Genomic DNA, 26,078 nt, shown 5'->3' on the forward strand with positions numbered 1-26,078 from the left:
CATTTTAGTAGTAAATCTTCACCGAGAACTGTATCTGACGACCTACAGCGGTGCCGCTCGATAGCTTGCCGAAGTTAGGATTGCTGGCATTGCAGGTGGCTCCGGGTGTTCCCTGGCAAGTAAGCGTTGGGTCATTGGCACCCGGCAGGGTGAAGGCCGGAGTATTCGTCGTGTCGAAGAACTCGGCACGGAACTCGGCATAGGACCTACTGGAGTAGTGAAAGTCTTTGAAGATTGATGAGTCGAGGTTCTTCAAGCCAGGGCCTGTGGTTGGAAAGTGACCGCAGTTGCCAAAGGTTTGCACGTTCTGGCCCTGGGCACCAATCACGACGTTTGGCACTTTGAACGCCGCCGGATTGAAGTAGCCACTGGGACTTGGGTTTGGAAGCTTTCTCGGGACTCCTGCAACGCAATCAGCAACGTTATAGGTGTTGAAGACCGGGGGCAGCAGGCTGGTACGGATATCAGTGGGGAAGCCGGTTCGTAGCGTGCCGATGCCGTTAAGTATCCAGCCGCCCACGAACGCATCAAGCACGCCACTCCTATTCAGAAAAGTACGGTTCTTTCCAAACGGTAGCTCATAGCTGACGCTTGCAGTAAAGTTATGAGCTACGTTGATCGCGGCCAGACCATTTTCGCGCTGCGGCTCATAGGTGCTGATGGAGATAGCAGTTCCGCCGTTCTGCGTGAAGGCATTTGGTCCACTGCCACCTGTTTCCAGGTTCTTCTGCCAGGTGTAGTTGGTGAGCATACTGAGGCCATGGGTGGGACGTACTTCGAGCTTCACGTTACCCGAGTTGTAGTTTGAAGTTGCCGTTGCGAAGACCGCTAATACCTGGCCATTGATGCCCGGGAACGGACGGTTTGCCTGTTTGTTCAGCCCGGCGACGGCTTGCGAGAACGGAATCTGGTTCTGATCCTGAAAGAGCGAAGCCAGGTCCGATCCGCGAGCGCCGCTGTAGGAAGTTTCGATCACGATTTTGTTCGTGAGCTGGTACTGTAGGTCCAGGTTGTATTGCATCAGCATTGGGTTTTGCGCGTGGTCAAAGGCCTGCGTACGGAAAGAAGTACTCAGCGGATTCGCAGCGGTGAAGCCGCTAAGATCCGTGCTCACAGGCAACGCCTTGATTGGGGTACTGATGTTGAATGGCGGAGTGACAGTCGTGGTGGCCGAGACATTTGGAAGCGCGACGAGAGGAATATTCGGTGGGTTGTCCGAGAACTGCGTGATCTGTTGGTTCTGATCCTTGAGCCCGTAGAAGATGCCGTAGCCGCCGCGAACCACGAACTTGGGAGTGATCTGATAGGACGCACCAATGCGGGGCCCGAAGTTATTGTGGTCGCCCTGGACCATGGCGCAGCTATATCCATTGGTGCATGGGATGACGTATTTTCCTGTGCGAATGTCAAAGAGGCTACCGAGATTGCGCGAATCGATTGGCTCTGTATACAGCTCATAGCGCAGCCCCACATTCACCGTGAGATTTTTGGAGAGCTTCCAATCGTCCTGCCCGAACAGACCGACGTAGCTGTCGCGCTGACGGCCCCACGCTAGCATGGGAGCGGCCAGCAGGCTGGTAGGATCGCCCAGCAGAAAGTCTGCGAAGGGTAAACCGGAACCCGGCGAGTCGGAACTCGACGTGAAGGTTGCACCGTAGAAGTTCTGCGCGAAAAAAGGCGAACCACGCAGTGTATTCAAACGGGCGTTGCGCAGATCGACGCCAAACTTCATGGCGTGCTTGCCGCGTGTCCAGGAGATATTATCGCCAAGCTGGCCACGAGTCTCGATGTTGTTGTTCAGATCGCCGCCGCCGATGGTTGTGAACTCCTGCGTGCCGTTTTGCACGCCGGAGTAGTTGAAGTTGATTGTGCCAAAGCCTTGCACTGGTCCGGGAAATAAAGCGAAGTTGTTATCATTGGCGAACGCTTCGCCTGCCTGACCCGTACCGGAGAGGCTGCCGTTATGACGGATCAATCCGAAGCGAACCTCGTTAATCAGGTTCGGCGTGATGATATGCACGTCGGTCATCGCCAACTGCATGGAGTTACTTACCGCAGGCGAACCTCCACCGAGAAAACCCGCAAATATACCTACCGCGGGTACGGTGTTATTGCTCTTGGAGAAGCTGCCATAGAGCGTGTTCTTCTGGGAGATCGTGTAGTCGATGCGAACGTCTCCCTGATCGGTGTTGTTGAACTGCGGCGCTTGATAGACGAAGTTACGTGACAGATCGGTCGGGAGTCCGGTATTCGTTGGAGGAATAAGGCCGACGATCGCCAGGGCTGTTTTATTCAGTTGTCCAGGTGGGATTTTGTTGCCAAGAAATTGGGTAGCGACCACCGTGCCGTTGGGGCCAATGTGCCGTGTGGTGGGATCAAAGATCTTTACCGAAGTGCCCGAGAAGTCACCAGTGCGGAATGCCGCTGGGGGCAGGTTGTTGATGGTGCTGGCAGCTCGAGTGGTCTGCCGTGTGCCCTGGTAATCGACGAAGAAGAACAACTTCTTCTTTAGAATCGGTCCGCCCAATGTGGCTCCAAACTGATTCTGATGAAAGGGAGCCCGAGGAAGCCCGGCAAGCTTCGTGATGTAGTTATTTGCGTCGAAGTCGTTGTTGCGCAGGAACTCAAAAAAGACACCATGGAAAGCATTGGAGCCATTCTTGAGCGTAGTGTTGACCACTGAACCTGCGGCGTGGCCGAACTCGGCAGGGAAGTTGTTGGTCTCGACCTTGAACTCCTGCACTGCATCGACCGAAGGGACGATCGCAATACCGGTGCGCCCAATGGCCCCTGCGTTGGTAACCGTATTGTTATCCACGCCGTCCAGCGATACGTCGACTGCGGTGAAACGTCCGCCTCCCGCGATAAACGGGAGGTTCGATCCCACGCCGAAGAGTTGTGTCGTATTGCCCACGAGCAGCCCCAGGGCGAAGGGATTGCGACCGTTCAGCGGCATGTTGAGAATCTGCTTCTCCTCGACAACTTGCCCCAGCGAGGACGTTACCGAATCGACCAGAGGAGCTGAAGCTTCTACCTCAATCGACTGGCCAATCGTGCCCGGCTGCATACTGATCGTCAGGTTCAACGTCTGGTCGACGAGCAGAGTAATGCCATTCAGTGTCTTATCGGCGAAGCCCGGAGCGGAGACCATGACCGAGTAAATACCTGGTGGCATGACGGGTGCGCTGAAGGCCCCGGAGCCGTTTGTCTTGGTGTCACGCGTGGTGCCGTTTGCGACCAGCGTCAGCTTGACAGAGGCGTTTGCCAGCACTGCGCCGGTATCGTCCTGCACCTGACCGACGATCGTACCAGTGGTGGTTTGTGCGGAAAGAAAGCAGGAGCAGACCGTAAAGGACAGGAGAAGCAGAAGCTTCGTGGCGCGAGAGACCATTGGAAATCTCCTTTGACCGCCAGGAGTCGTGAATGCGGCAAGCCGGCGGCAGTGCTGGACCGTAAAGGTACATTGGACTGACCTTTACCGGAGCACCGAGACAATACGGATAGTGAACTCCTTCTGTCAAGTGAGTTTTCGTTAGTGGATGAAAAAAATGAAAGCTCCGGGTGATCTGCCTCGTCCGGTCGCCCTGGCTGATGTTCCCTGTTGCCTTTGGCTTTGCGCTACGAAGCCTTCCGGCCCAAGGCTTTTGGGGTAGTTTCTCGGAGCGGTTCGGCTTGATATCCGACGCGTGGTACTCTCGACTTTGCACACTGCACTGGGCAACCCTAATTGCGACCGTCGTAAAGATCAGGTGCCCACCTCCTGAGGCTAGCTGCCCAGGAGCATTGGAGGAGGATACGTCACAATGCCCCGATCGCTTAAACCCGTGAGTGCTTTACCGCGTACAACGCTCACGGAGGCCGCCTTCGAGCAACTGATCGCGTACGTGGTTAAAGGGACATGGAAGGCCGGAGACCGTCTTCCGCCGGAGCGTGAGCTGTGCCAACAGTTCGGCATCGCCCGCACGTCATTGCGAGAGGCACTGAAGGCGATGGAGCTCGTGGGGATGCTCGATAGCCGCGTGGGCGACGGAACATTTGTTTGCCCGAGATCGGAGTTTCTGTCGCGACCGTTACTCTGGGCTTTCACTGGTACCGATCACGAAGAGCTTGCGGAGATCATGGAAGCCCGCGCGCTGGTGGAAGAGAACTTGGCCGGGTTGGCGGCGGAACGAGCGTCTGAAGAGGAGATCGCTCGGATCAAAGAGGCGATTACTCAGATGAGCAATGCTATCTCAGCCGGAACATCTATTTTGGAAGCTGATATGAACTTCCACTTGGCAGTCGCTGCCGCTGCCCACAACGACGTGTTGCGCAACGCCGTGCAGTTGTTACGCAACATTACGCGCCAATGGCTGAAATACAAGGTGCAGATGCCGAATGTCGCGGCATCTGTCTTAAGTCGACATGAAGCAATCTATCGAGCGATCGCCTCACGCAGGCCGAGCGCGGCGCGGCGCGCAATGCGGAAACATCTGGAAGAGACACAACAACTGGTCATTCAAGTGGTTAAAAAACACGGTGGCTCTCGTGAGCCGTCTCCTTATGTTTGATATTCGCTCATCGAGTTCTCCGTCGTCTCACTGATGGCATTAGATCTTCCTTCTGTGTGCGGGCATAATTGAGGCTTAATGACTGGGATTGCAGCGTCTACTGCAAAAAATGAAGGAAGACTCACAGTCTTTCCGTACTCAAGCTGATACTGCGTGCTTCGTGCCTACTCCAGCGATGCTGATGGTCTCTCATCGCCCAAAGTTATCTACAATGTTTCAACGATTCTGTTTGTTGATAGCAAATCGGTCGCGCTTATCGCTCTCTCTAAATTGTCCATTGACGAGGCAGTATTCGGAAAGTGCCTGCCCGGATACTTGATCTCAAAAGTACGACTTTCGATTCTGTAGATCTCTTAGCAAATGCCGGTCTTGGACGAAGAATCATACAGTTCAAGCTGAAGCAGGCTTTCTTCTCCCAAGGCCACCTCGCCACCGCCATCTTTTATTTGCAGAAGGGTCGTGCAAAGCTCACTGTAGTCTCAAGCAATGGAAAAGAAGTGACCGTTGCCCTTCTTTCCTCTGGGAACTTCATTGGCGAGGAGTCGCTTGCAAGCATGGGTGGGAGTTCATATGGCAACGGTGACCGCCATCACTGCCTGCACGGCGCTGAGGATTGAGAGGAAGGAGATGGTTCGCGTAATGCATGTGGAGCACGCTTTCTCCGATGTGTTTGTGAAGTTTCTGCTCGAGCGCAGCATGAGAATTCAGGCTGACCTTGTCGATTAGCTATTCAATTCAAGCGAAAAAAGACTGGCGCGAATTCTTTTGCTGATGGCGGAGTTCGGCAAACCCGGCGAGCCCGAGATGCTGATTCCACCGATTACTCAGGATACGCCACGTGGATGTGGATGAGGAACGCCGAATCACGACGTGCGAGACTCCATAGCAATTATTAGATCGGGCAATCGAAGGTGTGAGCAGTATACGCAACGGGCAAGTTTTACCTCCGGATCGAGCCTGCTTTACTTATTTGCCAAGCTAGGCCGATACGCAACTATTTTTGGTCTGACTATTAGTCCAACATTCGACTTATTCTCTCTTCGACAAGAATCCATTGGTGGTGCTATATTTTCCGCCTCAAAATTGAGCGGCCATAGAACGAAGCCTGATTGATGTGTCGGCCGAAGATTTTCAAATCGAGGACAAGATCATGGCCACCTTTGCACCGTCGTCAGAAGTTGAGCTGGACTCCCGCCTCGGCTTCCAAGCCGCGGAGTTTGTACGCACACACCATAGAATGCTGATCGATGGTAACTTCGTCCCCGCATCGTCAGGCAAAACATTCCCCGTTTACAACCCGGCTACAGGCGAGGTGATCTGCCATGTGCCGGAGGCCGATCATAACGATGTCGACAAAGCGGTCGTGGCCGCACGTCGCGCCTTCGACTCAGGCCCCTGGTCCCGTGTCAGTCCCTCTCAGCGCGGTCAACTGTTATGGAAGCTGGCCGACCTGCTTGAATCCCATACTGAAGAGTTTGCGGAACTGGAGTCTCTCGATAACGGCAAACCGGTCTCGGTAGCGCGCATTGCGGACGTTCCGTTGGCTGTCGATCTCTTTCGCTATATGGCCGGTTGGACCACGAAGAATCTTGGTTCTACAATTCCTCTCTCTGCCGGCCAAGATTTTCTCTCTTACACCGTCCGCGAACCCATCGGTGTCGTGGCCCAGATCATTCCCTGGAACTTTCCTCTGCTGATGGCTGCCTGGAAGCTGGGGCCTGCACTCGCAACTGGATGTACAGTCGTACTCAAGCTTGCGGAGCAGACGCCGTTGACAGGGCTTCGGCTCGCTCAGTTGATAGTTGAAGCTGGATTCCCTCCGGGCGTTGTCAATGTTCTTACGGGGTTTGGCGAGCCATGCGGAGCCCCGCTTGCCGCGCATAATCTTGTCGACAAGGTAGCCTTCACCGGATCAACTGAGGTCGGCAAGCTTATAGCGAAGGCGGCAACCGGCAACCTAAAGAAGGTCACTCTCGAACTCGGTGGCAAGTCTCCCGCAATCATCTTCCCTGATGCTGATATGGACACAGCCATCGCCGGGGCGGCCTCTGCGATCTTTTTCAATCAGGGCCAATGTTGCTGTGCCGGCTCTCGTCTCTTCGCGCACGAGGCTGTCTTTGATCAGGTTATCAGCGGAGTTAGCGAGATCGCCGGCAAGATCAAGATCGGCCATGGCCTTGATCCTGCCACGGAGCTTGGTCCTCTTGTCTCCGAGGAACAGTTCGAAAAGGTGTCCGCTTATCTGTCCAGCGGGAGAGAGGAAGGGGCGAAGATCGGCTCGGGTGGAGGACGTTATTCCGATCGCGGCTACTTCATACAGCCCACTGTCTTCCACGATGTGAGGCCGGATATGAAAGTAGTCGCCGAAGAGATCTTTGGCCCTGTTGTCGTCGCTCAGAAATTTTCATCGGATGCCGACCTCGAGAAACTTGCTGCCCAGGCGAACGATACGGTTTTTGGTTTAGCCGCGAGTGTATGGACTCGGGATATCTCGATCGCTCATAAGATGGCTCGTCGTATTAAAGCAGGCACCGTCTGGGTCAACTGTCACAACGTCTTTGACGCAGCTCTTCCATTCGGCGGATACAAACAGTCCGGCTGGGGCCGCGAGATGGGAGCTGAAGTTCTCAACAACTACACCGAAGTCAAGGCCGTCACCGTGAAGCTTTAAGAAAGTCGAAATCTCTCAGTATCGTTATCGATTCGGAGCGGGAAGTATTAGAGATTCGGTGCCCTTATAGGGGCTGCGCAAATAGAAGATGCAACCTATGCTGTAACGCGTCCAAGTGGCTGGGTTCCGGCGCGATCAAACACACTAAGGCAGTGATGCAATGAGGCAAATAATTCCTGACTTGTTCTTGAGCCGCCGACAGTTTCGCAGGCCGCAGCCTTGGGAGCGGTCGCTGTTATGCCAGTCAAGCTCCTGGGGTAGGCACATCCGAAGACGTCCGAGCTTGCGGTCAAGCAAATTACTTTGTCGCATGGTTGATAGTATCTCCATGCAATTTCGTGGAGAGCTTTTCAACGCGTTCAATCATCCGAACTTTCACGCGGATGACACTGGCTCCCGAGCAAAGAGCCCAATTCAAACGGTCACTGCTGCAGGCTTCGGCCAGATACAGGCAGCTAATGATCCACGCATTATTCAACTCGATCTGAAGCTCCTCTTTTGAGGTGGAGCGTGAGTAAGAAACTCTTCTCCTATTCGCGTAAGCAGTCTGTGCTGAGTATGGCGCGGACCGCCTCTTGCCTGCTCAACTCAGGCTGTCTTACTTTGATCTCGAAGCAGACCGCAGCAACATGGGGCTCGTGATGGTGAAAGCTTTACGGAAAAGCTGTGAACGATTCAAGCATCATTCACCTTGTGCTAGAGGGAGCCATCTAAGCATGCAAATACGGAGTACCATCCTGATGCTGTCTTTAGTGGCAGCGGTGGTCTATGCCTCGGCAGCCCAAGAGCCTATTATCAAGAGCCCTATCGGTGCGGGGCCAAAGGTCGTTGCCGAGGGACATACGATCTACAACCAGACCTGTACCGCATGTCATGGAATGGATGGACAAGAAGGTGAGTTGGCCCCGGCTCTTGTGGGAGATCGTCGTTTCTTTCGCGTTACCGAAGGCTCGCTCTACGACACGATCAAGCACGGAATCCCCGGCACTCCCATGCCCGCGTTCACGATTCCTGACGACAATATCTGGAAAGTAGTTGCCTTTATTCGCGCCATACGCAGTTCGGCATCGGAGGCTGATGTTCCCGGCAATGTGGAGCACGGCAAAGAGATCTTCGTCGGCAAGGGAGGATGCTTGCAATGCCACACTCTGGGGGAGAAAGGTGGAAGGATCGGGCCAGATCTATCCAATGTGGGGGCTACGATTACGTTGAAACGCCTAAAAGAGACTCTCACCATGGATGGGCCGATTCCCGCCGGTTATCAGCCCATGAAGGTGGTTACGCGGAAAGGTGAGGTGATTGATGGGATCGCTAAGAACGAAGATGACTTTTCGATTCAACTGCTGGACCGTCAGAATCATCTCCATCTGCTCGATCGCAGCGAATTGAAGTCGGTTGAAAAATCGAAGGCTTCCCTTATGCCACATAACTATGACAAGGTCTTAACCGTTGACGAATACAACGATATGCTAGCCATGCTCGCTCGACAGGTGATCATGGTGCAACACAAGACACGCGAAGTTGAGGGAGATGGAGCGGTCGGACGATGAAAAAAATAGTTCTGATCCTCATGTTTAGTTTGGTTGTATCACTCTCCGCGCAAGTGACGGATGAGCAACTTCGACAGCCTCCTGGCAAGGACTGGCTGACTTATAACGGAAGCTATGACAGTCAGCGCAACAGTACGCTGGACCAGATCAAGCTAGCGAATGTAAGTTCTCTTGTTTCTCAGTGGGCTTTTCATGTCAGTGGCGGTGCATCCATGCAGAGCGTGCCGATCGCAGTCCATGGTGTGCTGTACTTTACGCAGCCCAATGCGCTCTACGCGATTGATGGTCGTAGCGGGCGCCTGATCTGGGATCATCATCATCAGCTAACGACGGTTAAAGATCGCGAAGGTCCGCAAAGAGGAGCGGCAGTCTATAAGGATCGGGTCTACTATCTGACCACCGATGATTATCTGATAGCCCTGGATGCCTCGACCGGAAGCGTTGTGTATCAGATCAAGATTGCGGAGACGAAAGAGGGTTACTCTGCCCCTCCCGCCCCATTCATCGCCAACGGGAAGATCATCGTGGGAGTGGCCCCAGGAGACCGCGGGCTGAATGGGTGGATTGAAGCCTATGATGCAGAGACAGGAAAGCGTTTATGGCATTGGGCCGCGATTCCAGGGCCTGGTGAACCTGGCAATGAAACATGGGCCGGAGATTCCTGGAAGCATGCGGGCGCAGCCGCATGGATGAGTGGGAGTTATGATCCGGAACTCAACCTCTACTATCTCGGCATGGGCAATCCCTCACCGGATTTCAATGGAGACGTTCGCAAGGGGGACAATCTTTACAGCGAATGTATGGTTGCGCTCGATCTGGATAACGGCAAGCTGAAGTGGTACTTCCAGTTCACACCCCACGACATGATGGACTGGGACGGGGCGGAGATGCCAGTACTCGTCGATGCCAAGTATGAAGGCAAGATGCGCAAGCTTATGGTTCATGCCGACCGGAATGGTTTCTATTATGTGCTGGATCGTGAGACGGGAAAGTTTCTTCACGGTGTACCATTCGTCCAGAAGATGAACTGGGCCTCGGGCCTTGCAGCATCGGGGCGTCCTATTCGCATCCCTGGGGTTGAGCCGAGTCTAAAGGGGACGAAGGTCTGTCCATCGTCTATCGGCGCGACCAACTGGATGTCGCCCGCTTATAGTCCCCAAACCAACCTTTTCTATGTCGTCGCTCTCGAAGGGTGCGGGCTTGCCACCAAGAACACGGAGACCTTTCGCCCGGGTGGATTTCAGTATCGCGCAGGTGGTGATGTGCTCCTGCATGACGCCGATTGGAAGGTTTACGTTCGCGCACTCGATCTTCTGACTGGCCGCCAGGTATGGGAGCAGGAACGCATCGGAAACTCGGCGCTGGGGGGTGGTGTGTTGTCGACCAACGGCGGTATTCTCTTCTCCGGCGAACTGGATGGCGAGTTTGTCGCGCTTAATGCCAGAACCGGAAAGCCTGTCTGGCACTACAACACGGGTGAAGGCATCAACGCGCAACCGATGACGTATATGGTCGATGGCAAACAGTATGTCGCCATTGCAACCAACACGACAGTCTTCAGCTTTGCTCTCTTTGAACCCCAAAAGGTGACAGCCAAATGAAAAGCCTTTCAGCCCGCATCGTCCTGATTTCTTCTCTTTGCCTCCTCTCTCAGTGGGGCTTCAGCCAGGCTCGCTACACCATCACGGATGAACCTGCAACCGGTCCTAACTCACCACGCGTCGTCGTACTGCACGATCATGTTGCAGGCCAGGAGGCCGCGATAGCTCCTTCAGAAGGTGGAGAGCTTTCCAGTTACAAGGTGACTTACAAAGGGCAGTCCATCGAGATGCTCTATCACGCTCGCAACTACGATGATAAGACCGGCTTCCAAGGCAAGGGGCCACTTCTTTGGCCGGCTGTCGGAGCACAGTACCCAACGGACACGGTTCCCAAGGAGAGCTGCGGCACAGGCACTTATAAAGTAACTGGCAAGAGCTATCCTATGCCATGCCACGGCTTTGCTCGCCTGGTCCCGTGGAAGGAGGTTAGTCGGGCTGCCGATAACCATAGCGCGCGTGTCACTGTAGAACTGACCGACTCCGACGCGACTCGGAAGTATTACCCATTTTCTTTTCACCTCGATGCGAACTTCGAACTGATGAATGGTCATCTGACGATCGACTATGTCGTCAAGTCCGACGCGGCCAACACCGAGCCCATGCCGTTCTCCATTGGTAACCACATCGGTTTCAAATTGCCGTTTCTTCCTGGCACTGACCCAGCGAAGATGCTCTTCGAGACTCAGAGCACGGGGCAACTGCTCCGCAATACGGTCGGTGTACTCAACGGCCAACAGAAGCCTCGTTCGTTCTATCAACCGGAGGAGTTGGGAAGTTTCGACGCGCACGTCGCAATGCCTCTCACGGGATATAAGAGCCAGCCGTTCTCGCGTCTCATTGATCCGCAAGGTATGGTCCTTCGCCTGACGCAAACGGCGAGCTCTACCTTGCCCGAACCGCTCATCCGTACCAATGCCTTCGGTGGCCCGGCGGTCGGCTACTTCTGCCCCGAACCCTGGTTCGGCGTGCAGAACTCGTTGAACACAGGCGTCGGTCTCATAAAGCTGAAGGCAAACGAGTCGTGGACTTGGCGGCTGGATCTACAGATTGAGCCCCCACCCGTGCCGGCACCATCGGCGAACTCTGGACTCGAACGTGTCGGAACCGGTTTCTCATTCGTCGAGGGGCCCGTATGGGTAAAGGACGGAGGAGGCTACCTGCTCTTCAGCGATATCTATAACTCCCGCACCATCAAGATCGCGACTCCGAACCAGCCTGAGGTATACCGCCGCTACACAAGGGCCGGAAACGGCAATTCTATGGACGTTCAGGGGCGACTCTATACCGCGGAGCGCGACGGCCATCGGGTATCGCGTCAGGAGAAAGATGGCAGCGAGACAATCGTCGCATCGGCCTATGAAGGAAAACGCCTCAATTCGCCTAACGATGTCGTTGTCCGCCGCGATGGACAGGTATATTTCTCCGACCCAGCTTCGGCGGCTCTCCTAGAGCCTCGAGAGCTCTCCTTCAATGGCCTCTACCACGTCGACCCTCGTGGCAAAGTAACGCTGATAGCCAAGATGCCGCGCCCCAACGGTGTCGCTCTGACGGAAGATGGCCGCACACTCTATGTAGCCGACTCGACCGAGAAGACAATCCATGCCTACGATCTCGACAAGGACGGCAATGCTTCGCATGAGCGCACTCTCATCTCGGGAATTGAAGGGACTCCCGATGGTCTGCGTGTTGCCGCCAACGGCAATCTCTACGTCGCTTGCAAAGGCATCGCAATCTATACCCCGGCCGGCAAGTTGATCAAGATGATTGAGTTTCCCGAAACTCCCGTGAACTGTGCCTTCGGTGGACCTGATCTTCAAACCCTCTACGTTACAGCACAGACATCTGTCTATCGTCTGCACGTTCCAGACAAAGGTTCGTTCCAGTACTAACGGCTGCTTATCCCGAAGCCATCGCTGAACAGAGTTAGACGTTCTGGTGTGAAAGTATCTGTTTTTATTTTTCTCGATCTAGAGCAGGGAATTGAACGCTTCCTCGATCCCTCCACATAGAAGCAGGGTGAGTGATATTACATGACCGTTGGCTCCGGCATCGCGAAGGTCGGTGACTGCGTGTTACTCTACCGTTCGCAGGACATGCACCACCGGATGTATCTGCACGGACTGACTCGTGGCAGGTGAAGCGACAAACTGAAAGCAAACCCCTGCATCGACGGCGAGATGAGAGAGTGCCCCGGGCTCCTCGCGCTCGGCGGTGGCCACGCACTCATCTACTCGACGTCAGGCAAAGTTTTTGGCTCTCCGGCCAGTTCGATGCGACGACGATGAAGTTCGCGGTTACAAAACCATGCAATATCACTTTGAAGGGCTGGGAGATTGCCCCATCTCTCCCACTTCCTTACCACCTGATTGGAGAGCATCTTGAATCGCTATCTTGTAAAGGCTACTGCGGTCGGAGCGTTAGGCGGCCTGCTCTTCGGCTTCGATACGGCAGTCATCGCCGGTACAACGCAACAGCTCACAGAGGTATTTCACCTCACGCCTTTTACGCTTGGCCTCACGGTCTTCATCGGGCTGGTCGGCACTGTGATCGGGGCGATGGGCTCCGGTGTTCTGGGGCAGAAGATTGGTGGCCGCGAAGCGCTGCGCATCATGGCGATCCTCTATACGATCTCCGCCCTTGGCTGCGCCTTCGCCTGGAGCTGGAATGTGCTGATGATCGCTCGCCTGATCGGCGGCCTCGGCATCGGCGGCTCATCGGTGCTAGGCCCCGTCTATATCGCCGAGTTGGCTCCTGCCAGGCTTCGCGGTCGCATGGTGGGCCTCTTCCAGATCAACGTCGTCATCGGCATCCTGCTCGCCTATCTCTCCAACTACATCATCACCACCTGCAACCTCGGCCTTCTGCAATGGCGTTGGGAGTTCGGCGTAGCCATCGTGCCATCGCTTCTTTTTCTTACCCTGCTCTACGGCATCCCGCGCAGCTCGCGCTGGCTCGTCACCACCAACCAGACCGGCGAAGCCCGCGAGGTACTGGAGCTAATGGGGTCTCCCGACTCCGCCGCCGAGCTGCAAGAGATCGTGGACTCGATCCATCTGGAACACGGCCTCAAAGAGGAGCCGCTCTTCAATGGCCGCTACAACAAGCCCATCTTTCTTGCCGTCTCGGTCGGTCTTTTCAACCAGCTCTCAGGCATCAACGCGATTCTGTACTACTCAAACTACATCTTCGCTTCGGCAGGCTTCAGCGCAAACTCTGCGGCTCTCCAGACCGTGGGCGTAGGTCTTGTCAACCTGCTCGCCACCTTCCTTGGCATGACTCTCATCGACAAGCTGGGCCGCAGAACGCTCCTGCTGATTGGCGCCACCGGAATGACTCTGGCTCTGGCGGGCGTCGCCGCGATCTTTCATACCCAGACACATCAAAACCTGCTGGTCTGGTTACTTGTTCTGTTCATCGTCTTCTTCGCGATCTCCCAGGGATCGGTGATCTGGGTGTACATCGCGGAGGTCTTTCCCTCGCGAGTCCGCTCGAAGGGGCAGAGTATCGGTTCTTCATCGCACTGGATTATGAACGCACTAATCGCTGGCACATTCCCCTTGATTGCTGCGAAATCGCAGGCATTGCCATTTGCCTTCTTCGCAGCCATGATGCTGCTGCAGTTCTTCATCGTGCTATTCGTCTATCCGGAAACCAAGGGCAGCTCTCTCGAGGCGATTCAAGCACAGCTTGGCATTCAGTAAACCTGGTAGAAGGCCTTTGGGTGATGAACCCAAAGGCCTGGATTGAAGACGTCTCAAATTGGAATAGTGGCTATTACGAGCGATAAAGACTGATCTGAACGGCACCCGGATAGCCGTCCTTGAAGATGCCTTGTATCGCAGCCTGGTTGCATATTGGGTTTGAGAAAGAGTATCCGTTGTTCGTGCTTTGGTTACTCACAGTCGGCCACCCGCCTGTGGAACCGGCCAAGGGTTGAACCGCAGTAAAAGAAGCAACCGCAGTTTCCGTGGAGATATTTGGGTCAAATATCTCGAAATTCAGTGTCGGATTCAGAGTGCCGTCCGCATTTGCAGCAAAGCTGGAGCTCATATACGGGCTGATAGTCCCGGGCGCTTGTTTGATGACGCCTCCGGTTATACTCACCTGGGCAGTAAGCAGATTTCCAGTTTGATTTGTGACGTTCACCACCACGGCATCATAGCCTTCGACAACGAAGTCATACACGTAGCAGATCGCGAATCCCCAACCGTTAGCTCCAGTGAAGAAATCCCACGTCGCCACGCCGTTGTCCCATACGTCGTTCTGCAGAGAATTTTTAGCAGGATACAGGTCCCAGTCCGTGGAATTGGCAATCCAATATTTAGTCCACAGATTGTTGCCCGCAGGCAGAATCATTTGCGCAAACGCAGGAATGTCATCGACTGGATCATCGTTGTCATCCTGATAAACGTAGATTTGAAATTGCGCGGGAAGAAGAATTTGCATTGCGGCAATGGTGTAGCCCGTGGTCGATGTGGACAGCAGATTGGCGTTGCTGAGGGCGTCTGCCGAGAGCGAACCAGGAGCACCCTGCGCCAGTTGTGTAAGAGGATAGGTAGCCTGCAGTTTGCCCCAGTCCGAGAGGATGATCGTCTCCACAAGCGCGGCCTGGCCAAAGAGAGCCAGGAAAGTCTGGCTCAATTCGCTCCAAAGCTCTGAAACTGCCACCTGGAAAGGAGTTGGTGACACTGTTTGAGCAGCCAAAGCCGCAGTGATTACCGTATTGACGACATTCCCAAGTACATTGCCCACTACTGGAATGGCTTCCAGAACGGTATACAGAGCACCTTGAGCAAGAGCCAGCCCAATACCGGAAGTACTGGCGGATTGCTCCATCTGTGCCCTGTCTATAAGCCCATTCAGTACCGTCCCATTGTCCGCGAACTGGGCATTATGCCACGCCACGTAGTTACTGAAAACAGTTTGAACGGCGCTGACGTCTGTGATCTCGGCGCCCAGTTGATTGACGACTACATCCCAGTCCTCCTCTGAAACTCCAGTAGGAGGGTCGTAACTTAAAATGTCACTCCACCAAATACCAAACAACATGTAGTTAGTGCTATTTAGATACTGACCTCTGAGGTCGGGTGTATCTCCCGTACCCAACCCTAGCCGCTGATTAATATATTGGTAAGCAATAAGCTGATCGCCAGTAAAGGCCGGAAACGGTACTGGAGCTTGAGCAAGTATTGCATCCAGCGGGTTGGAGGGTATGGCATACCAGTCGTAGCTTAGATTTGCAGTCCCCGCCACAACCTCTACCAGCGGCTCGCCCACAGGCGATACAGGCTCGGAAGATCCACCCGCAACAACGAGAGATTGACTCACCTGCACATTCTCGATCTGGTTAGCGGCTTCTCCACCCAGGTTCCAACGCTGACCGTCGGAAACCGGACTCTTCTGCGAATTGACGGTCACTTCCCACCCGCCATCCGAGCTGCTCGCCCCCAAAGTCAAAGCGTTCGCGGGTCCCTGAAGGCACAATATGCGCTGATCGCTGGCGAATTGCCACATTTGCATGGGCGCACTATTACTGCTGAACGTTTCCAGAATCACCTGATTGCCCTGAACAGGTGTTGAGCCCTGAATCGTCAAAAGATAAGGAATAATATCGTCGTTCTCATAAGGGCTGAGTCCGCTTTGGATGTAACACCATGTCGGCATCGGTGTCGATGCAGCTCCTGCAGGCGGTGCTGCCCACGCTGGAACAAGGGTCCAGATTTCATTAGAATTTCCCTCTTGCAGTGAGTAGGTAATAATCGCGGCGTTTGCCGTCAGCTCGTCCCCGGAGACATTCATATATAAGTCGGGATACTGAACATTGGTGATCAAACCGGTGGCTGCATCCACGTTCCACATCTGGCTCGGATCGTTTAAGTTCTGCTCAACAAGCGCCAGGTTGTAGTTTCCGGGACTGTCGGGTAGGGGTGTTCCGAAGCCGATCACCAGGTTGCTGGCCAGGTTGGAGACAAATTGGTTGTTGGTGTACTGCCATAGCTCGTTGGGTTGGCCGCCGCCCCAGGGGTAAAGAATGATGGGTGTTCCGGCGGAGGCGACTGCGCCTTGGACGTTCAACCCGTAGGATGTATCTCCCGAGTAGCCGTTCAAGGCACTCCAAACGAAATACGATCCTGTCCAGGTCAATTGTGAAGTGGAATTGGGGCTAGTTCTAGACGCAGCCTCAAGCTGGGTCTCTTTCACGGAGATTGCCATCATTGTCACCCTTAGAAGAATGATTCAACCAATCAGACCGGGGACAAAGGCATTTCTCTATGGCAAGAGTGCAAGGCTGGGGATTTTTTGAACTGTTGCCTGTGATTCTAGCATCGTAGCGCAAGCACTCCCCTGGGGAGGTGCAGGGGAGATCGCGGCCACTGTGGGACTTGCCAAACTGTATTCGGCCACAGAAAGCAGTAACGACAAGCCGACATCTGGGGAGTAATCCAGGCAAGAACTGCGGCTGGCGTGTCGGGTAGTGTACAAGCATTAATTGCCGAATAGGCGGTCATATCGACCGGAGCGCACCAAGATCAAATCGGGATCTTACAATTTCGGTTCAACGAACAACGTGGAAAGTCCGCCTCCAGCGCGTGTCTGGGAAGAAATGCACCAGAACGTGGCCAATCCACGCCAGCTTGTGACCGATTCCTGTTTGTTCAAGTTGTCCATCAGTGGCCTTGAACGACCAATAGTTGAACAGCGGACGGCCAATTATGTTGGCGCGCGGCACGAAGCCCCAGTAGCGCGAGTCCAGGCTGTTGTGCCGGTTGTCGCCCATCATGAAGTACATGCCGGGTGGAACCACCAGGTCGCCGTCGTGCACATAATTTGAGAAGTTCACAGCCCACGCCTCTGAGGCCCCAGCCGCCTCCGCCGGGGATACTGCTGGAAAATCATCGAGGAATTCGTTGAAGTTATCCGTCGTCGTCGGCTGCGCAAATCCAACAGGCTGCGCGACGCCATTAACGATCACGATGCCGTTGCGAAGATGAATATGATCGCCCGGTACGCCAATCAATCTCTTCACCAGAGGAGTGTACTGCGGTGTTCCATCTGCGTCAGTGGCATCAATACCAGGCTGATTGACGGGCTTGTGGAAGACCACGATATCGCCGCGCCTCGGCTCGCGATACCTGATGAGCGGCATCCACGAAGCGGGCGGCGATAGCGTGATCTGGTCGACGACCAGGTGATCGCCCACAAGCAGCGTGTTCTCCATCGAGCCTGACGGAATGACGTAGTTCTGACCTAAGAAGGTCAGAATGAACAGACCCACTACTAGAACTGAGCAGATGCCGGCCAGCGCCTCGAAAGGAGTCTCTTCCCGATTGATGATGGCGGAAGCCGCGGGCTTCGTTGACACAGGAGATCTCTTCCTCGCTGAACTCATCCAAAGGCTCCTCAGGGAGGCTGGCGAGCCCCAGGGCGTTCGTAGCGGTCACTTCAAAAGCGATGATTTCATGTATGTTCGACCGTCGTCGGTTCGCGTCTTGACCAGAGTCTATCAAATCCCTGTGCCGCGTAGAATCCTCCGGATGATTCGGCGTGCGAGCGGTTAGTGGACGATCCGGAAGTTATATAGGAGTAAACATATCGGCGTCATTTTCAAGATCAGTCCCGACAAACGCCGATCTCGTCAGCGACCATTCACTTGTGACAAGCCGAATGAGCACTCCTGACTTCAGGGGATTGTGCTCGATTTGCGGAACTCGATCAAAGAACGGACGGCGACTGCACAGTCTCTGCACAGTTGTCCTCTTACTTTTGATCCGATCTTATAACTCCTTAAAAAAAAAGGAGTTATAAATGGTGGAGGCGGCGGGAGTCGAACCCGCGTCCGAAACTACCTTCAACAGAGAGCGTTCATGCTTTTCCTCGTTCATCTTTGTCTCGTCATTGGCGCTTAGAACGGGCGAAGACGCGACAACGACCAGTCTGATTGATCTCATCCGACCCGCTCAGACGGAGCAGGGAAGACCAGCCTACTGTGCGACGATCGGTACAGGCCCGTAGGCGAAGCTTGAGCGATCGGCTACTTAATTATTAAGCAGCAAGAGCGAACTGAGGTTCGGCACTTATAGTTTTGTGAGCGATTACGGGTGTCCACACCCCGACATGCCTCTCTGCCGCTAGCAATCCCGTCGAAGCCGTGACGCCCCCACTTTGGGAAGCTGGCACCAACATTGCATTGGCACTCAAAGAACTTCTATCAGTATAGCGCGCTTCAGGCCCAGGCCAGCAGCAGCGCCCCCAGCGCAATCAACCCGCCACCGGCTGCCTTCAACAGCGTCAGCCTCTCGCCCAGAAACAGCCATGCGCAGACGATCACCAGCACCACACTCAGCTTGTCGATAGGAGCAACACTCGAAGCTGGTCCCAGTTGCAGCGCTCGGAAGTAGCACAGCCACGAAAGCCCCGTAGCCACTCCCGAAAGAACAAGAAATACCCAGCTTCTCCGCCCAATCTCCGTCAGTCCGTGGTGCTTATCCAGCCCAATCGCAATAGCCCACGTAAAGAAAAGGATCACGGTAGTCCGAATCGCAGTCGCCAGATTCGAATCAATCCCCGTGATCCCCACCTTGGCCAGCAGCGCCGTCGCCGCCGCAAAGACGGCCGAGAGCAGCGCCCAGCCCAGCCATCCCACTAAAGCGCGGCCTTCTCGAGATCGACGTTCATCCACTCGCCCCGCTCGATGCCGCCGCGAATCTGCAACGGCGTCCGGCCTTTCTTCGTCTGCTGGTAGGCGTAGACCGCTTCTTTCATGCAGGTCGAGCAGGCCGCCCCATGCGTTCCCTCGAAACAGCTATGCAGGCTATTGTGGCCCATCTCGCGGTCGCAGCGGCAGTAGCAGGGCTGCTGGTGCAGCACCCCGGGGATCTTGGCCGCCATCTGATACGCCGTCACCTGATAAGGGTGAGAGAAGTAAGGCCCCGTCAACTGCGCGCCCTTCAGCACCGAGGGCAGCGGCTTGCTCGGTGGAGCGGCGTTATAGGCCGGAATATCATCTGCAGGATTGGTCCATTGCGCCGAAGCGGCGATCGTAACCAAGGCAAGAGCAAGGCAACCGAGAAGCTTCTTCATACCAAATATGATACCGGCCAAACTCGCGGACGCGGGAGAGTCGCATCCTGGCGCACAAAAAAAAGGCGGCATGAACGGTATTTTGTTCATGCCGGGAGGCCAGTGACGCAACTTATATCAGCGGCGCTTGCTTCCTGCGCGGGCTGAAAACTTTCTGAACAGCATCGCTGTCCATGAACAGAGATTAGCATCGGTTTCCGTAGAAGTCTACTGCTATTCATATCTTTTTCTGGGTCGATCTACTCTTTTGGAGGATTTCCCCGGCCGTTCAACATGTTTTCGATGAAAATAAAGGAGATATTCAATAATTTCGGAAAGAGAAAAAAGTTCACTATTCGATATATTTTTCTGCGTTGAAGTATGTTTTTCAGGAAGGGAACGCCGCAGAGAGCTTTCGAGCCATCTCCACATCGCGTTGCGTGATCCCATCCGCATCGTGTGTAACCAGCCCCAGCCCCACCCGGTTGTAGCGAATATCAATATCCGGATGGTGTCCGGCGGCCTCAGCCAGCTCCGCAACCCGCTGCACAAAGGCCATTGCCGCAACAAAATCCGGGAACACCCACTCCCGAAGCAGCTTCCCGTCCCCCAGTCGCCACTCCGGCTCCACCGCCAGTACGGCCTTCACTTCTTGTTCCGATAAAGCGGATAAACTCGTCATGCTCGCGATCCTATCAGCTTTCAAATCCCATCCGGGCGAAACAGCGACGAGGATAACCCTTCGGCCGAAAGCCTGCTCGTCTCGACCCGCAGCTCATTCCATCGAGCAATCGGTATCCGGAGAAAGACCTCCACCACTGCGGGGTCGAACTGCTTCCCACTGCACTTGGCAATCTCCGCACAGGCCGATTCAAAACTATCTCCCTTGCGGTACGGCCGATCCGAAGTAATAGCATCCAGCGTATCGGCCAGCGCAAAGATCCTTGCTCCCAGCGGAATCTCATCTCCCCGCAGCCCCCGTGGATACCCATGCCCGTCGAACCGCTCCTGGTGCGAGTAGACGATCTCGCTGGCCTCACGCAAAAAGGGAATCTTGCGCACCATGTCGTACCCCCTCGCGCAGTGCTCCCGCATAATGGCCATCTCGGCCTGGTCCAGCTTCCCCGGCTTCAGCAGAATGCGGTCCGGCGTGGCAATCTTCCCGATGTCATGCAGAAACGCGCCACGCGCGATGATCCTCAACTCGGCCGAGCTTATCCCCATCTCCCGCGCCAGCGCGACGGTATATGCGGTTACCCGCCGCGAGTGGCCCTCAGTCTCGGCATCGCGCAGGTCCAGCGCATCGCCCATCGCCTCCAGCGTAATGTCGTAGCTACGCTCCAGGTCCTGCATAATCGTCCGCAGCTTTTCGGTCCGGCGAGAGACCATCTCCTCCAGATTCTCCCGGTAAGAGGCATTCTGCCGCAGATACCGGCTATGCTCAAGCCCCCTCGCGACCACCTTCATCAACTGCGCTCGCTCAAAGGGCTTCAGAAGGTAGTCGATCGCGCCCCGGCGAAAGGCGTTGGTCGCCCCATGAATATCATGCACCGCGCTGCACACGACCACCGGCGTCCCCGGGTGGTTGATGCCGATCTGGTCGAGCAGCTCCAGCCCATCCATCCCCGGCATCATAATGTCCGACAACACCAGGTCATACGCCGGATCTCCCTGCATGATGCGTAGCGCATCGAGCCCACCCGTAGCGGTTACGGGCTGAAATCCGCTGCGTTCGAGCAGAGCCGCCACCACGTCTCGCACCGCTGCCTCATCGTCCACAACCAGGATACGTTCGCCTGCCAAGGCTCACCCTTCTCCGCGCCTGTACCGTTGCAATCCGCGGCCCTATTGGGATTTATCGGCCAAGGATCGTATCGCACGAGGTACTTCGGATAGTTCTCAAGGCAGTATGGACAGGATTATCGTGCCCTAACTCTTACGAGCCGCCTTCTTCGCCGCCGCCCACCCTTCCTTAATCACCTGCCGACTCCGCCCCAGCGCCAACGCCCCCGCCGGCACCTCCTCGGTAATACAAGACCCCGCCGCAATATACGCCCCATCATGCACCGTCACTGGAGCCACCAGCGTCGAGTCCGACCCCACAAACACCCCATCCCCAATCGTGGTCTGGTGCTTACTCACCCCGTCATAGTTGCAGGTAATCGCCCCTGCCCCAATATTGACGCCATCACCGATGGTCGCATCGCCGAGATAGTTAAGATGGTTCGCCTTTGACCCCTTACCCAGCGTCACCTTCTTGGTCTCGACAAAGTTCCCCACATGCGCCCCTTCGCCGATCCGGCTCTCCGGCCGCAGATGCGCATAAGGCCCGATCACCGCACCATCGGCGATCTCGGCCGAGTCCATCACGCACCCATTCCGAACCAGCACCCCACTACCCAGCGTCGAACTCTGAATCACCGAGTACGACCGAATCCGGCAATCCGGCCCAATCCGCGTAGCCCCCAGCAACTGCACATAAGGCTCGATAATCGTATCTGCCGCTACCTCCACCTCGGCATCGATCACACAAGTCTCCGGCCTGAAGATGGTGACCCCCTCACTCATCAGCCGCCGCGCCGTAGCCAACCGCATCGCCGCATCGAGATGCATCATCTCGGCAATCGTATTCGCCCCCAGCACCTCATCGACGCTATCGCCCTGCACAGCCACCACGCGCTGACCATCAGCCACCAGCAAAGCAGCCACATCGGTCAGGTAGTACTCGCCATGCGCATTATCGGTCGAGAGCAGATCCAGCTTCTCGAAGAGCGCCGCCGTCCGAAAGCAGTAGATGCCTGAATTAATCTCCGGCGCCCCCATCTGCTCCGGCTTCAGCGCCTTCTGCTCGACGATGGCTGTCACCTCGGCCCCACCCGGCACTGCCCGCAGCACCCTCCCATACCCCGTGGGATCAGGCGGCACCGCCGTAAGAATCGTCATCGCCGCCCGCTCCCGCAGATGCCCTTCGCAGAGCGCCCGAATCGTCTCCGGCCGTATCAGCGGCACATCGCCGCTCAACACCAGCAGATTCTCAGGAACCGCCTCGCCCGTCGCAACAAAGTGAGTCTTCAACTGCTGCAGCGCATGACCGGTCCCACGCTGTTCAGCCTGCAAGACAAACCGCACTCCAGTCGGCGCAGCCGCAGCCCGCACCCGCTCCGCCTCATGCCCAACAATGCAGTAAATATCTTCCGCCGCAACCACGGTCTTCGCCGCAGCGATGACGTGCAGCAGTAACGCCCGCCCACCAATCTCATGCAGCACCTTGGGCCGCTTCGACTTGAGCCGCGTCCCCTTACCCGCGGCCATAATAGCAATCGCAAACCGTGCGTTATCCATACACCTCTATGGTACTTCGTGCCGCTCCTGAGGCATGGCTCAGAAGATCACATAGGGTTTCCTATTGGTCGTCAATCAAACGATACTCGCTGCCGACCAGCGGAAGGCCCCATGCTCTTTCACTCGCCCATACCACCCCGAGAACGGTACGAAGTACCTACTCCTTATCCGCCACCGCAGGAGCAGGCGGAATCGTAATATCGAGATTCGTCACCGTCCCCAGCTTCGAGAGCGGCGTCCCAAACTCGCTGCCGTTGCCCACGATCACAATCGCCAACTTCGATCCATCCACATACTTGTTCGCGACCCGCGACACATCGGCCGCGGTCACCTTCTCGACCTCGGTCTTATACTTCTCCAAAAAGTTCGCAGGATACCCATAAAACGCCAGCGATACCTGCTCGGAGAGGATCTTATCCGGCGAGTCATAGTTGAAGATGAACGAGTTCAGCACCTGCTCCTTCGCGCTCTTCAGCTCAGCAGGAGTAGGAGGATCGGTCTTCAACCTCCCAATCTCCTCGAGCATCGCCTGTGTCGCCGCCACCGTGCTGCTGCTCTTGGTCGCAGCCCCCACGGTAAATAAGCCGGGATGATCGTATGCCGCGCCAAAGCTGCCGCCGACGCTATACGCCAGCCCCAGCCGCGTCCTCACGCTCTGGAACACCCGCGACCCAAACCCGCCCGAGAAGATCTCGTTCATCACGCTCAGAGCATAGAAATCCGGGTTGCTCTCCTCCGTGCCCAACCCCACCAGGTACACATTCGACTGGTTCACATCGTTCTTATCCGCGAAGTAAACCCCCGGCTTCGGCGGCGTAAACGTCCCTCCCAGGGGAGCAATCACCGCCCCCCGAGGCAGCCCCTCGAACGCCTTGCGCAGCCGAGCCTCCATCGCCGCCGGGTCAAAGTCACCCGACACCGCGACGATCATATTGTTCGGAGCGACCGTCTTCTTATGCCACGCCTCCAGGTCCGCCAGCGTCACCGCGTCGATCGTCGCATACTCCACCTGACGGCCATATGGGCTGTCCTTGCCATAGCCCAGCATCCTGGCCTGCCGCCCCGCGATCCCGGAGGCATCATCATTCCGCCGCGCGATACTGGCCGACATCTGCCGCTTCGCCAGTTGCAGCTTATCGGCCTTGAACGCCGGATGCAGCAGCACATCGAGCGCGATCCCAAAGACCTGGTCCTCATCCTGCTTCAAGCTCGACCAGTGCAGGGAAGTAGACGCAATACTGCCGCTGGTCTCCACCCTTGCCGCCTTCGCCGCAAGCGTCTCATCGAGCGCATCGCCGTCCGCACCGGCAGTCCCACTGGTACGCCAGCTCTGCCCATACAAACTCACCAACCCAACCTTAGCCGCAGGCTCATCGCGGCTGCCCCCACGAATCAGAACCGTGCCATCAATAAACGGCAACTCATGATCTTCCTGTAGAAAGATCACCAGCCCATTCGCCAGCTCAATCCGCTTTGGCTGCTGCGGCTTGAAGTCATGCAGCGGAGGAATCGGAATCTTCTTCCAGGGCTCCACCGGCTGTGTCGCCGCCTGCTTGGCCACCGGCTTCTCCTGTGCGATCCCGCTCCCAGCCAGCAACGCAGGCACTAATACCCAACCCAACATCCGTGCGATCCCGTTCATCGCGCACCGCCTTGTGCCGCCGCAGCAGTCGGTGGCGTAAACTCGATCCGCGCACTCGTCCGGTTGCTCTCGATAAAGATCTGATTCGCAACCCGGCGAATATCCGCCTTGGTCACCGCATCCACCTTGTCGAGATCCCGAAACATCTCTCGCCAATCCCCAAACCGCGTCTGGTACTCAGCCAGTTGCGAGGCCAGCCCATCGTTATCCGCCAGCCCGCGCAGCTTGTCTGCCTTCGCCCGCGTCTTGAACTTCTCCAACTCCGCGTCCGTCACATCTTCTTTCTTCAAACGGTCGATCTCCTTATGGATCGCATCGCGCATCTCGTCCGGCGTGTGCCCCGGCAACGGAGCCGCATACACCGCAAACAGTCCCGGATACTTATCCCCCGGAAACCCGCTGAACCCCTGAGCCACTGCGGCGATCTTCTGATCCCTCACCAGGCTCTTGTACAGCCGCGCCGTCCGTCCATTCGAGAAGATATCGGTGATCGCGTCATATACCGCATCGTCCTTGTCGCGGTAGTCCGGCCGATGGTACCCCTCGACATAAAACGGCTGCGTAGCCTCTCGAATCACCACCGATTTTTCCGCCGTCTGCACCGGCTCCACGGTGGTCATCGGCTCCGGCTTCGGTCCCGCCGGAATCGCCCCAAAGTACCTCTCCAGCATCGGCATCGCCGAGACGGTATCAACATCCCCCACCACCGCAATCACGATATTCGCAGGCACATAGTACTTCTTGTGAAAAGCAGCAGCCTCGGTCGCAGTTACCTGGCTGATCTCGCTCTCCCAACCCACGCCGCTGCGCCCATAGGGGTGCGCCACATAAGCGGTAGCCAGCAACTGCTCCACCAGCCGCCCCGAGGGCGAGGAGTCGATCCTCATCCGCCGCTCTTCCTGCACCACATCGCGCTCTTTATAGAACTCGCGCTCCACCGGCCGCCCAATGCGGTTGCTCTCCATGTAAGCCCAAAGCTCCAGCCGGTTCGAGGGCATACTCCACAGGTAATCGGTCGAGTCCTCGCTGGTCGAGGCGTTCAACCCCTGTGCGCCGTTCTCCTCCGCAATCTGCGGAAAGGCATTCGGCACCACAAACTTCTCCGCCTCTGCCTGAGAATCCTCAAAGGCCTTCTTCAACTGAGCCAGCTTGGCCTCATCCCGCCCCACAGGCCGACGATACTCCTCGTCGTAGGCCGCATAAGCCGTCTCTACCTTAGCCAGCGCCACCTTCTCCGCCGGATAGTTAGTCGTGCCGATCTCCGGCGTCCCCTTGAAGGCCATGTGCTCGAACATATGCGCCAGTCCGCTCGCGCCCGCCGGATCATTCGCCGAGCCCGCATCGACGATCCGGTAGAAGCTGAACACCGGAGCCTCATGCCGCTCGCAGATCACCAGCGTCAGCCCATTCGGCAGCACCTTCACGGTGGTCCGCTTCTCAAAGCTCTTCAGGTCCTGCGCCCGAGCCGCAGTCGACCCCATCCCCAAGGCCAGCAGCAACGTGCAGGCAGTCACGCAAAACTTACGCACTCAGAATCCTCCAAAACCGCATCCGTCGATGAGACATAAGACTCTCGTGGCTCGCACAGGTCACACAGCCATCCATCCGAAGCTCCAGAATAGTCTAGTACGTTCGGTACTTCGTACTGTTCTCGGGGCTGTA

18 protein-coding genes and 1 other RNA gene are annotated in these 26,078 nt (G+C 56.1%); 8 read left to right on the plus strand and 11 right to left on the minus strand.

Going from position 1 to position 26,078, the window contains the following annotated elements:
- Positions 1–4 precede the first annotated feature (4 nt).
- A complete protein-coding gene (locus tag FTO74_RS07650; RefSeq protein WP_162537614.1) occupies positions 5–3,391 on the minus strand; it encodes a TonB-dependent receptor in 3,387 nt (1,128 codons plus the stop codon).
- A gap of 412 nt (positions 3,392–3,803) precedes the next feature.
- Between FTO74_RS07650 and FTO74_RS07655 the strand changes: the two genes are divergently transcribed.
- The 8 genes from FTO74_RS07655 to FTO74_RS07685 all read left to right on the plus strand — a co-directional run bounded on the left by FTO74_RS07655 (position 3,804) and on the right by FTO74_RS07685 (position 14,073).
- Positions 3,804–4,550: a FadR/GntR family transcriptional regulator gene (locus FTO74_RS07655; protein WP_162537615.1), complete on the plus strand. Its 747-nt coding sequence runs from the start codon at positions 3,804–3,806 to the stop codon at positions 4,548–4,550.
- A 299-nt stretch (positions 4,551–4,849) separates the two neighbouring features.
- Positions 4,850–5,167 (plus strand): cyclic nucleotide-binding domain-containing protein, encoded by a 318-nt coding sequence (locus FTO74_RS19950; RefSeq protein ID WP_345934160.1) that lies wholly within the window; start codon positions 4,850–4,852, stop codon positions 5,165–5,167.
- Positions 5,121–5,276 (plus strand): hypothetical protein, encoded by a 156-nt coding sequence (locus tag FTO74_RS19955; protein ID WP_345934278.1) that lies wholly within the window; start codon positions 5,121–5,123, stop codon positions 5,274–5,276. The genes FTO74_RS19950 and FTO74_RS19955 overlap by 47 nt, the downstream gene beginning before the upstream one ends.
- Positions 5,277–5,664: 388 nt before the next feature.
- Entirely contained in the window at positions 5,665–7,221 is a 1,557-nt protein-coding gene (locus tag FTO74_RS07665) for an aldehyde dehydrogenase family protein (protein ID WP_275938921.1), read from the plus strand.
- A gap of 740 nt (positions 7,222–7,961) precedes the next feature.
- Entirely contained in the window at positions 7,962–8,771 is an 810-nt protein-coding gene (locus FTO74_RS07670; protein ID WP_162537616.1) for a c-type cytochrome, read from the plus strand.
- Entirely contained in the window at positions 8,768–10,372 is a 1,605-nt protein-coding gene (locus tag FTO74_RS07675; protein WP_162537617.1) for a PQQ-dependent dehydrogenase, methanol/ethanol family, read from the plus strand. The genes FTO74_RS07670 and FTO74_RS07675 overlap by 4 nt, the downstream gene beginning before the upstream one ends.
- Positions 10,369–12,261 (plus strand): SMP-30/gluconolactonase/LRE family protein, encoded by a 1,893-nt coding sequence (locus tag FTO74_RS07680; RefSeq protein ID WP_162537618.1) that lies wholly within the window; start codon positions 10,369–10,371, stop codon positions 12,259–12,261. The genes FTO74_RS07675 and FTO74_RS07680 overlap by 4 nt, the downstream gene beginning before the upstream one ends.
- 489 nt (positions 12,262–12,750) lie before the next feature.
- Positions 12,751–14,073 carry a sugar porter family MFS transporter gene (locus FTO74_RS07685; RefSeq protein ID WP_255462563.1) on the plus strand — a complete coding sequence of 441 codons (1,323 nt, stop codon included), beginning with the start codon at positions 12,751–12,753 and terminating at the stop codon, positions 14,071–14,073.
- A gap of 73 nt (positions 14,074–14,146) precedes the next feature.
- Here FTO74_RS07685 and FTO74_RS07690 read toward each other — a convergent pair whose 3' ends face one another.
- From FTO74_RS07690 to FTO74_RS07735, 10 genes are all read right to left on the minus strand, one after another.
- Positions 14,147–16,516 carry a ricin-type beta-trefoil lectin domain protein gene (locus tag FTO74_RS07690; RefSeq protein WP_162537619.1) on the minus strand — a complete coding sequence of 790 codons (2,370 nt, stop codon included), beginning with the start codon at positions 16,514–16,516 and terminating at the stop codon, positions 14,147–14,149.
- Positions 16,517–16,928: 412 nt separating this feature from the next.
- Positions 16,929–17,735, minus strand: a complete 807-nt coding sequence (gene lepB / locus FTO74_RS07695) for a signal peptidase I (RefSeq protein WP_255462564.1) — start codon at positions 17,733–17,735, stop codon at positions 16,929–16,931.
- Between the two features lie 444 nt (positions 17,736–18,179).
- Positions 18,180–18,532, minus strand: a transfer-messenger RNA (tmRNA) gene (ssrA, locus tag FTO74_RS07700).
- A 64-nt stretch (positions 18,533–18,596) separates the two neighbouring features.
- Positions 18,597–19,016: an EamA family transporter gene (locus FTO74_RS07705; protein WP_162537621.1), complete on the minus strand. Its 420-nt coding sequence runs from the start codon at positions 19,014–19,016 to the stop codon at positions 18,597–18,599.
- Positions 19,016–19,453: a CYCXC family (seleno)protein gene (locus FTO74_RS07710; protein ID WP_162537622.1), complete on the minus strand. Its 438-nt coding sequence runs from the start codon at positions 19,451–19,453 to the stop codon at positions 19,016–19,018. The genes FTO74_RS07705 and FTO74_RS07710 overlap by 1 nt, the downstream gene beginning before the upstream one ends.
- 367 nt (positions 19,454–19,820) lie before the next feature.
- The gene (locus FTO74_RS07715) at positions 19,821–20,114 is read right to left on the minus strand and encodes a 4a-hydroxytetrahydrobiopterin dehydratase (RefSeq protein ID WP_162537623.1); all 294 of its coding nucleotides are present in this window, start codon (positions 20,112–20,114) and stop codon (positions 19,821–19,823) included.
- 20 nt (positions 20,115–20,134) lie between these two features.
- The gene (locus FTO74_RS07720; protein ID WP_162537624.1) at positions 20,135–21,235 is read right to left on the minus strand and encodes an HD domain-containing phosphohydrolase; all 1,101 of its coding nucleotides are present in this window, start codon (positions 21,233–21,235) and stop codon (positions 20,135–20,137) included.
- Positions 21,236–21,361: 126 nt separating this feature from the next.
- Complete coding sequence (glmU, locus tag FTO74_RS07725) at positions 21,362–22,774, minus strand: bifunctional UDP-N-acetylglucosamine diphosphorylase/glucosamine-1-phosphate N-acetyltransferase GlmU (protein ID WP_162537625.1); 1,413 nt, start codon at positions 22,772–22,774, stop codon at positions 21,362–21,364.
- Between the two features lie 157 nt (positions 22,775–22,931).
- A complete protein-coding gene (locus tag FTO74_RS07730; RefSeq protein ID WP_255462565.1) occupies positions 22,932–24,416 on the minus strand; it encodes a pitrilysin family protein in 1,485 nt (494 codons plus the stop codon).
- On the minus strand, positions 24,413–25,945 hold the full coding sequence (locus tag FTO74_RS07735) for a pitrilysin family protein (protein ID WP_255462566.1): 1,533 nt from the start codon (positions 25,943–25,945) through the stop codon (positions 24,413–24,415). Before FTO74_RS07735 ends, FTO74_RS07730 begins: the two co-directional genes overlap by 4 nt.
- Positions 25,946–26,078: the final 133 nt, after the last annotated feature.

Origin of the sequence: Granulicella sp. WH15 (assembly GCF_009914315.1) — a bacterium.
In the GTDB taxonomy this organism is placed as follows: domain Bacteria; phylum Acidobacteriota; class Terriglobia; order Terriglobales; family Acidobacteriaceae; genus Edaphobacter.

What these genes read in the sequence shown, in the direction of transcription:
- FTO74_RS07715 (WP_162537623.1), bottom strand. Translation starts at nt 20,114, where the DNA reads ATGACGAGTTTATCCGCTTTATCGGAACAAGAAGTGAAGGCCGTACTG.
- FTO74_RS07670 (WP_162537616.1), top strand. Translation starts at nt 7,962, where the DNA reads ATGCTGTCTTTAGTGGCAGCGGTGGTCTATGCCTCGGCAGCCCAAGAG.
- FTO74_RS07730 (WP_255462565.1), bottom strand. Translation starts at nt 24,416, where the DNA reads ATGAACGGGATCGCACGGATGTTGGGTTGGGTATTAGTGCCTGCGTTG.
- FTO74_RS07710 (WP_162537622.1), bottom strand. Translation starts at nt 19,453, where the DNA reads ATGAAGAAGCTTCTCGGTTGCCTTGCTCTTGCCTTGGTTACGATCGCC.
- FTO74_RS07650 (WP_162537614.1), bottom strand. Translation starts at nt 3,391, where the DNA reads ATGGTCTCTCGCGCCACGAAGCTTCTGCTTCTCCTGTCCTTTACGGTC.
- glmU (WP_162537625.1), bottom strand. Translation starts at nt 22,774, where the DNA reads ATGGATAACGCACGGTTTGCGATTGCTATTATGGCCGCGGGTAAGGGG.
- FTO74_RS07655 (WP_162537615.1), top strand. Translation starts at nt 3,804, where the DNA reads ATGCCCCGATCGCTTAAACCCGTGAGTGCTTTACCGCGTACAACGCTC.
- FTO74_RS07675 (WP_162537617.1), top strand. Translation starts at nt 8,768, where the DNA reads ATGAAAAAAATAGTTCTGATCCTCATGTTTAGTTTGGTTGTATCACTC.
- FTO74_RS07680 (WP_162537618.1), top strand. Translation starts at nt 10,369, where the DNA reads ATGAAAAGCCTTTCAGCCCGCATCGTCCTGATTTCTTCTCTTTGCCTC.
- FTO74_RS19955 (WP_345934278.1), top strand. Translation starts at nt 5,121, where the DNA reads ATGGCAACGGTGACCGCCATCACTGCCTGCACGGCGCTGAGGATTGAG.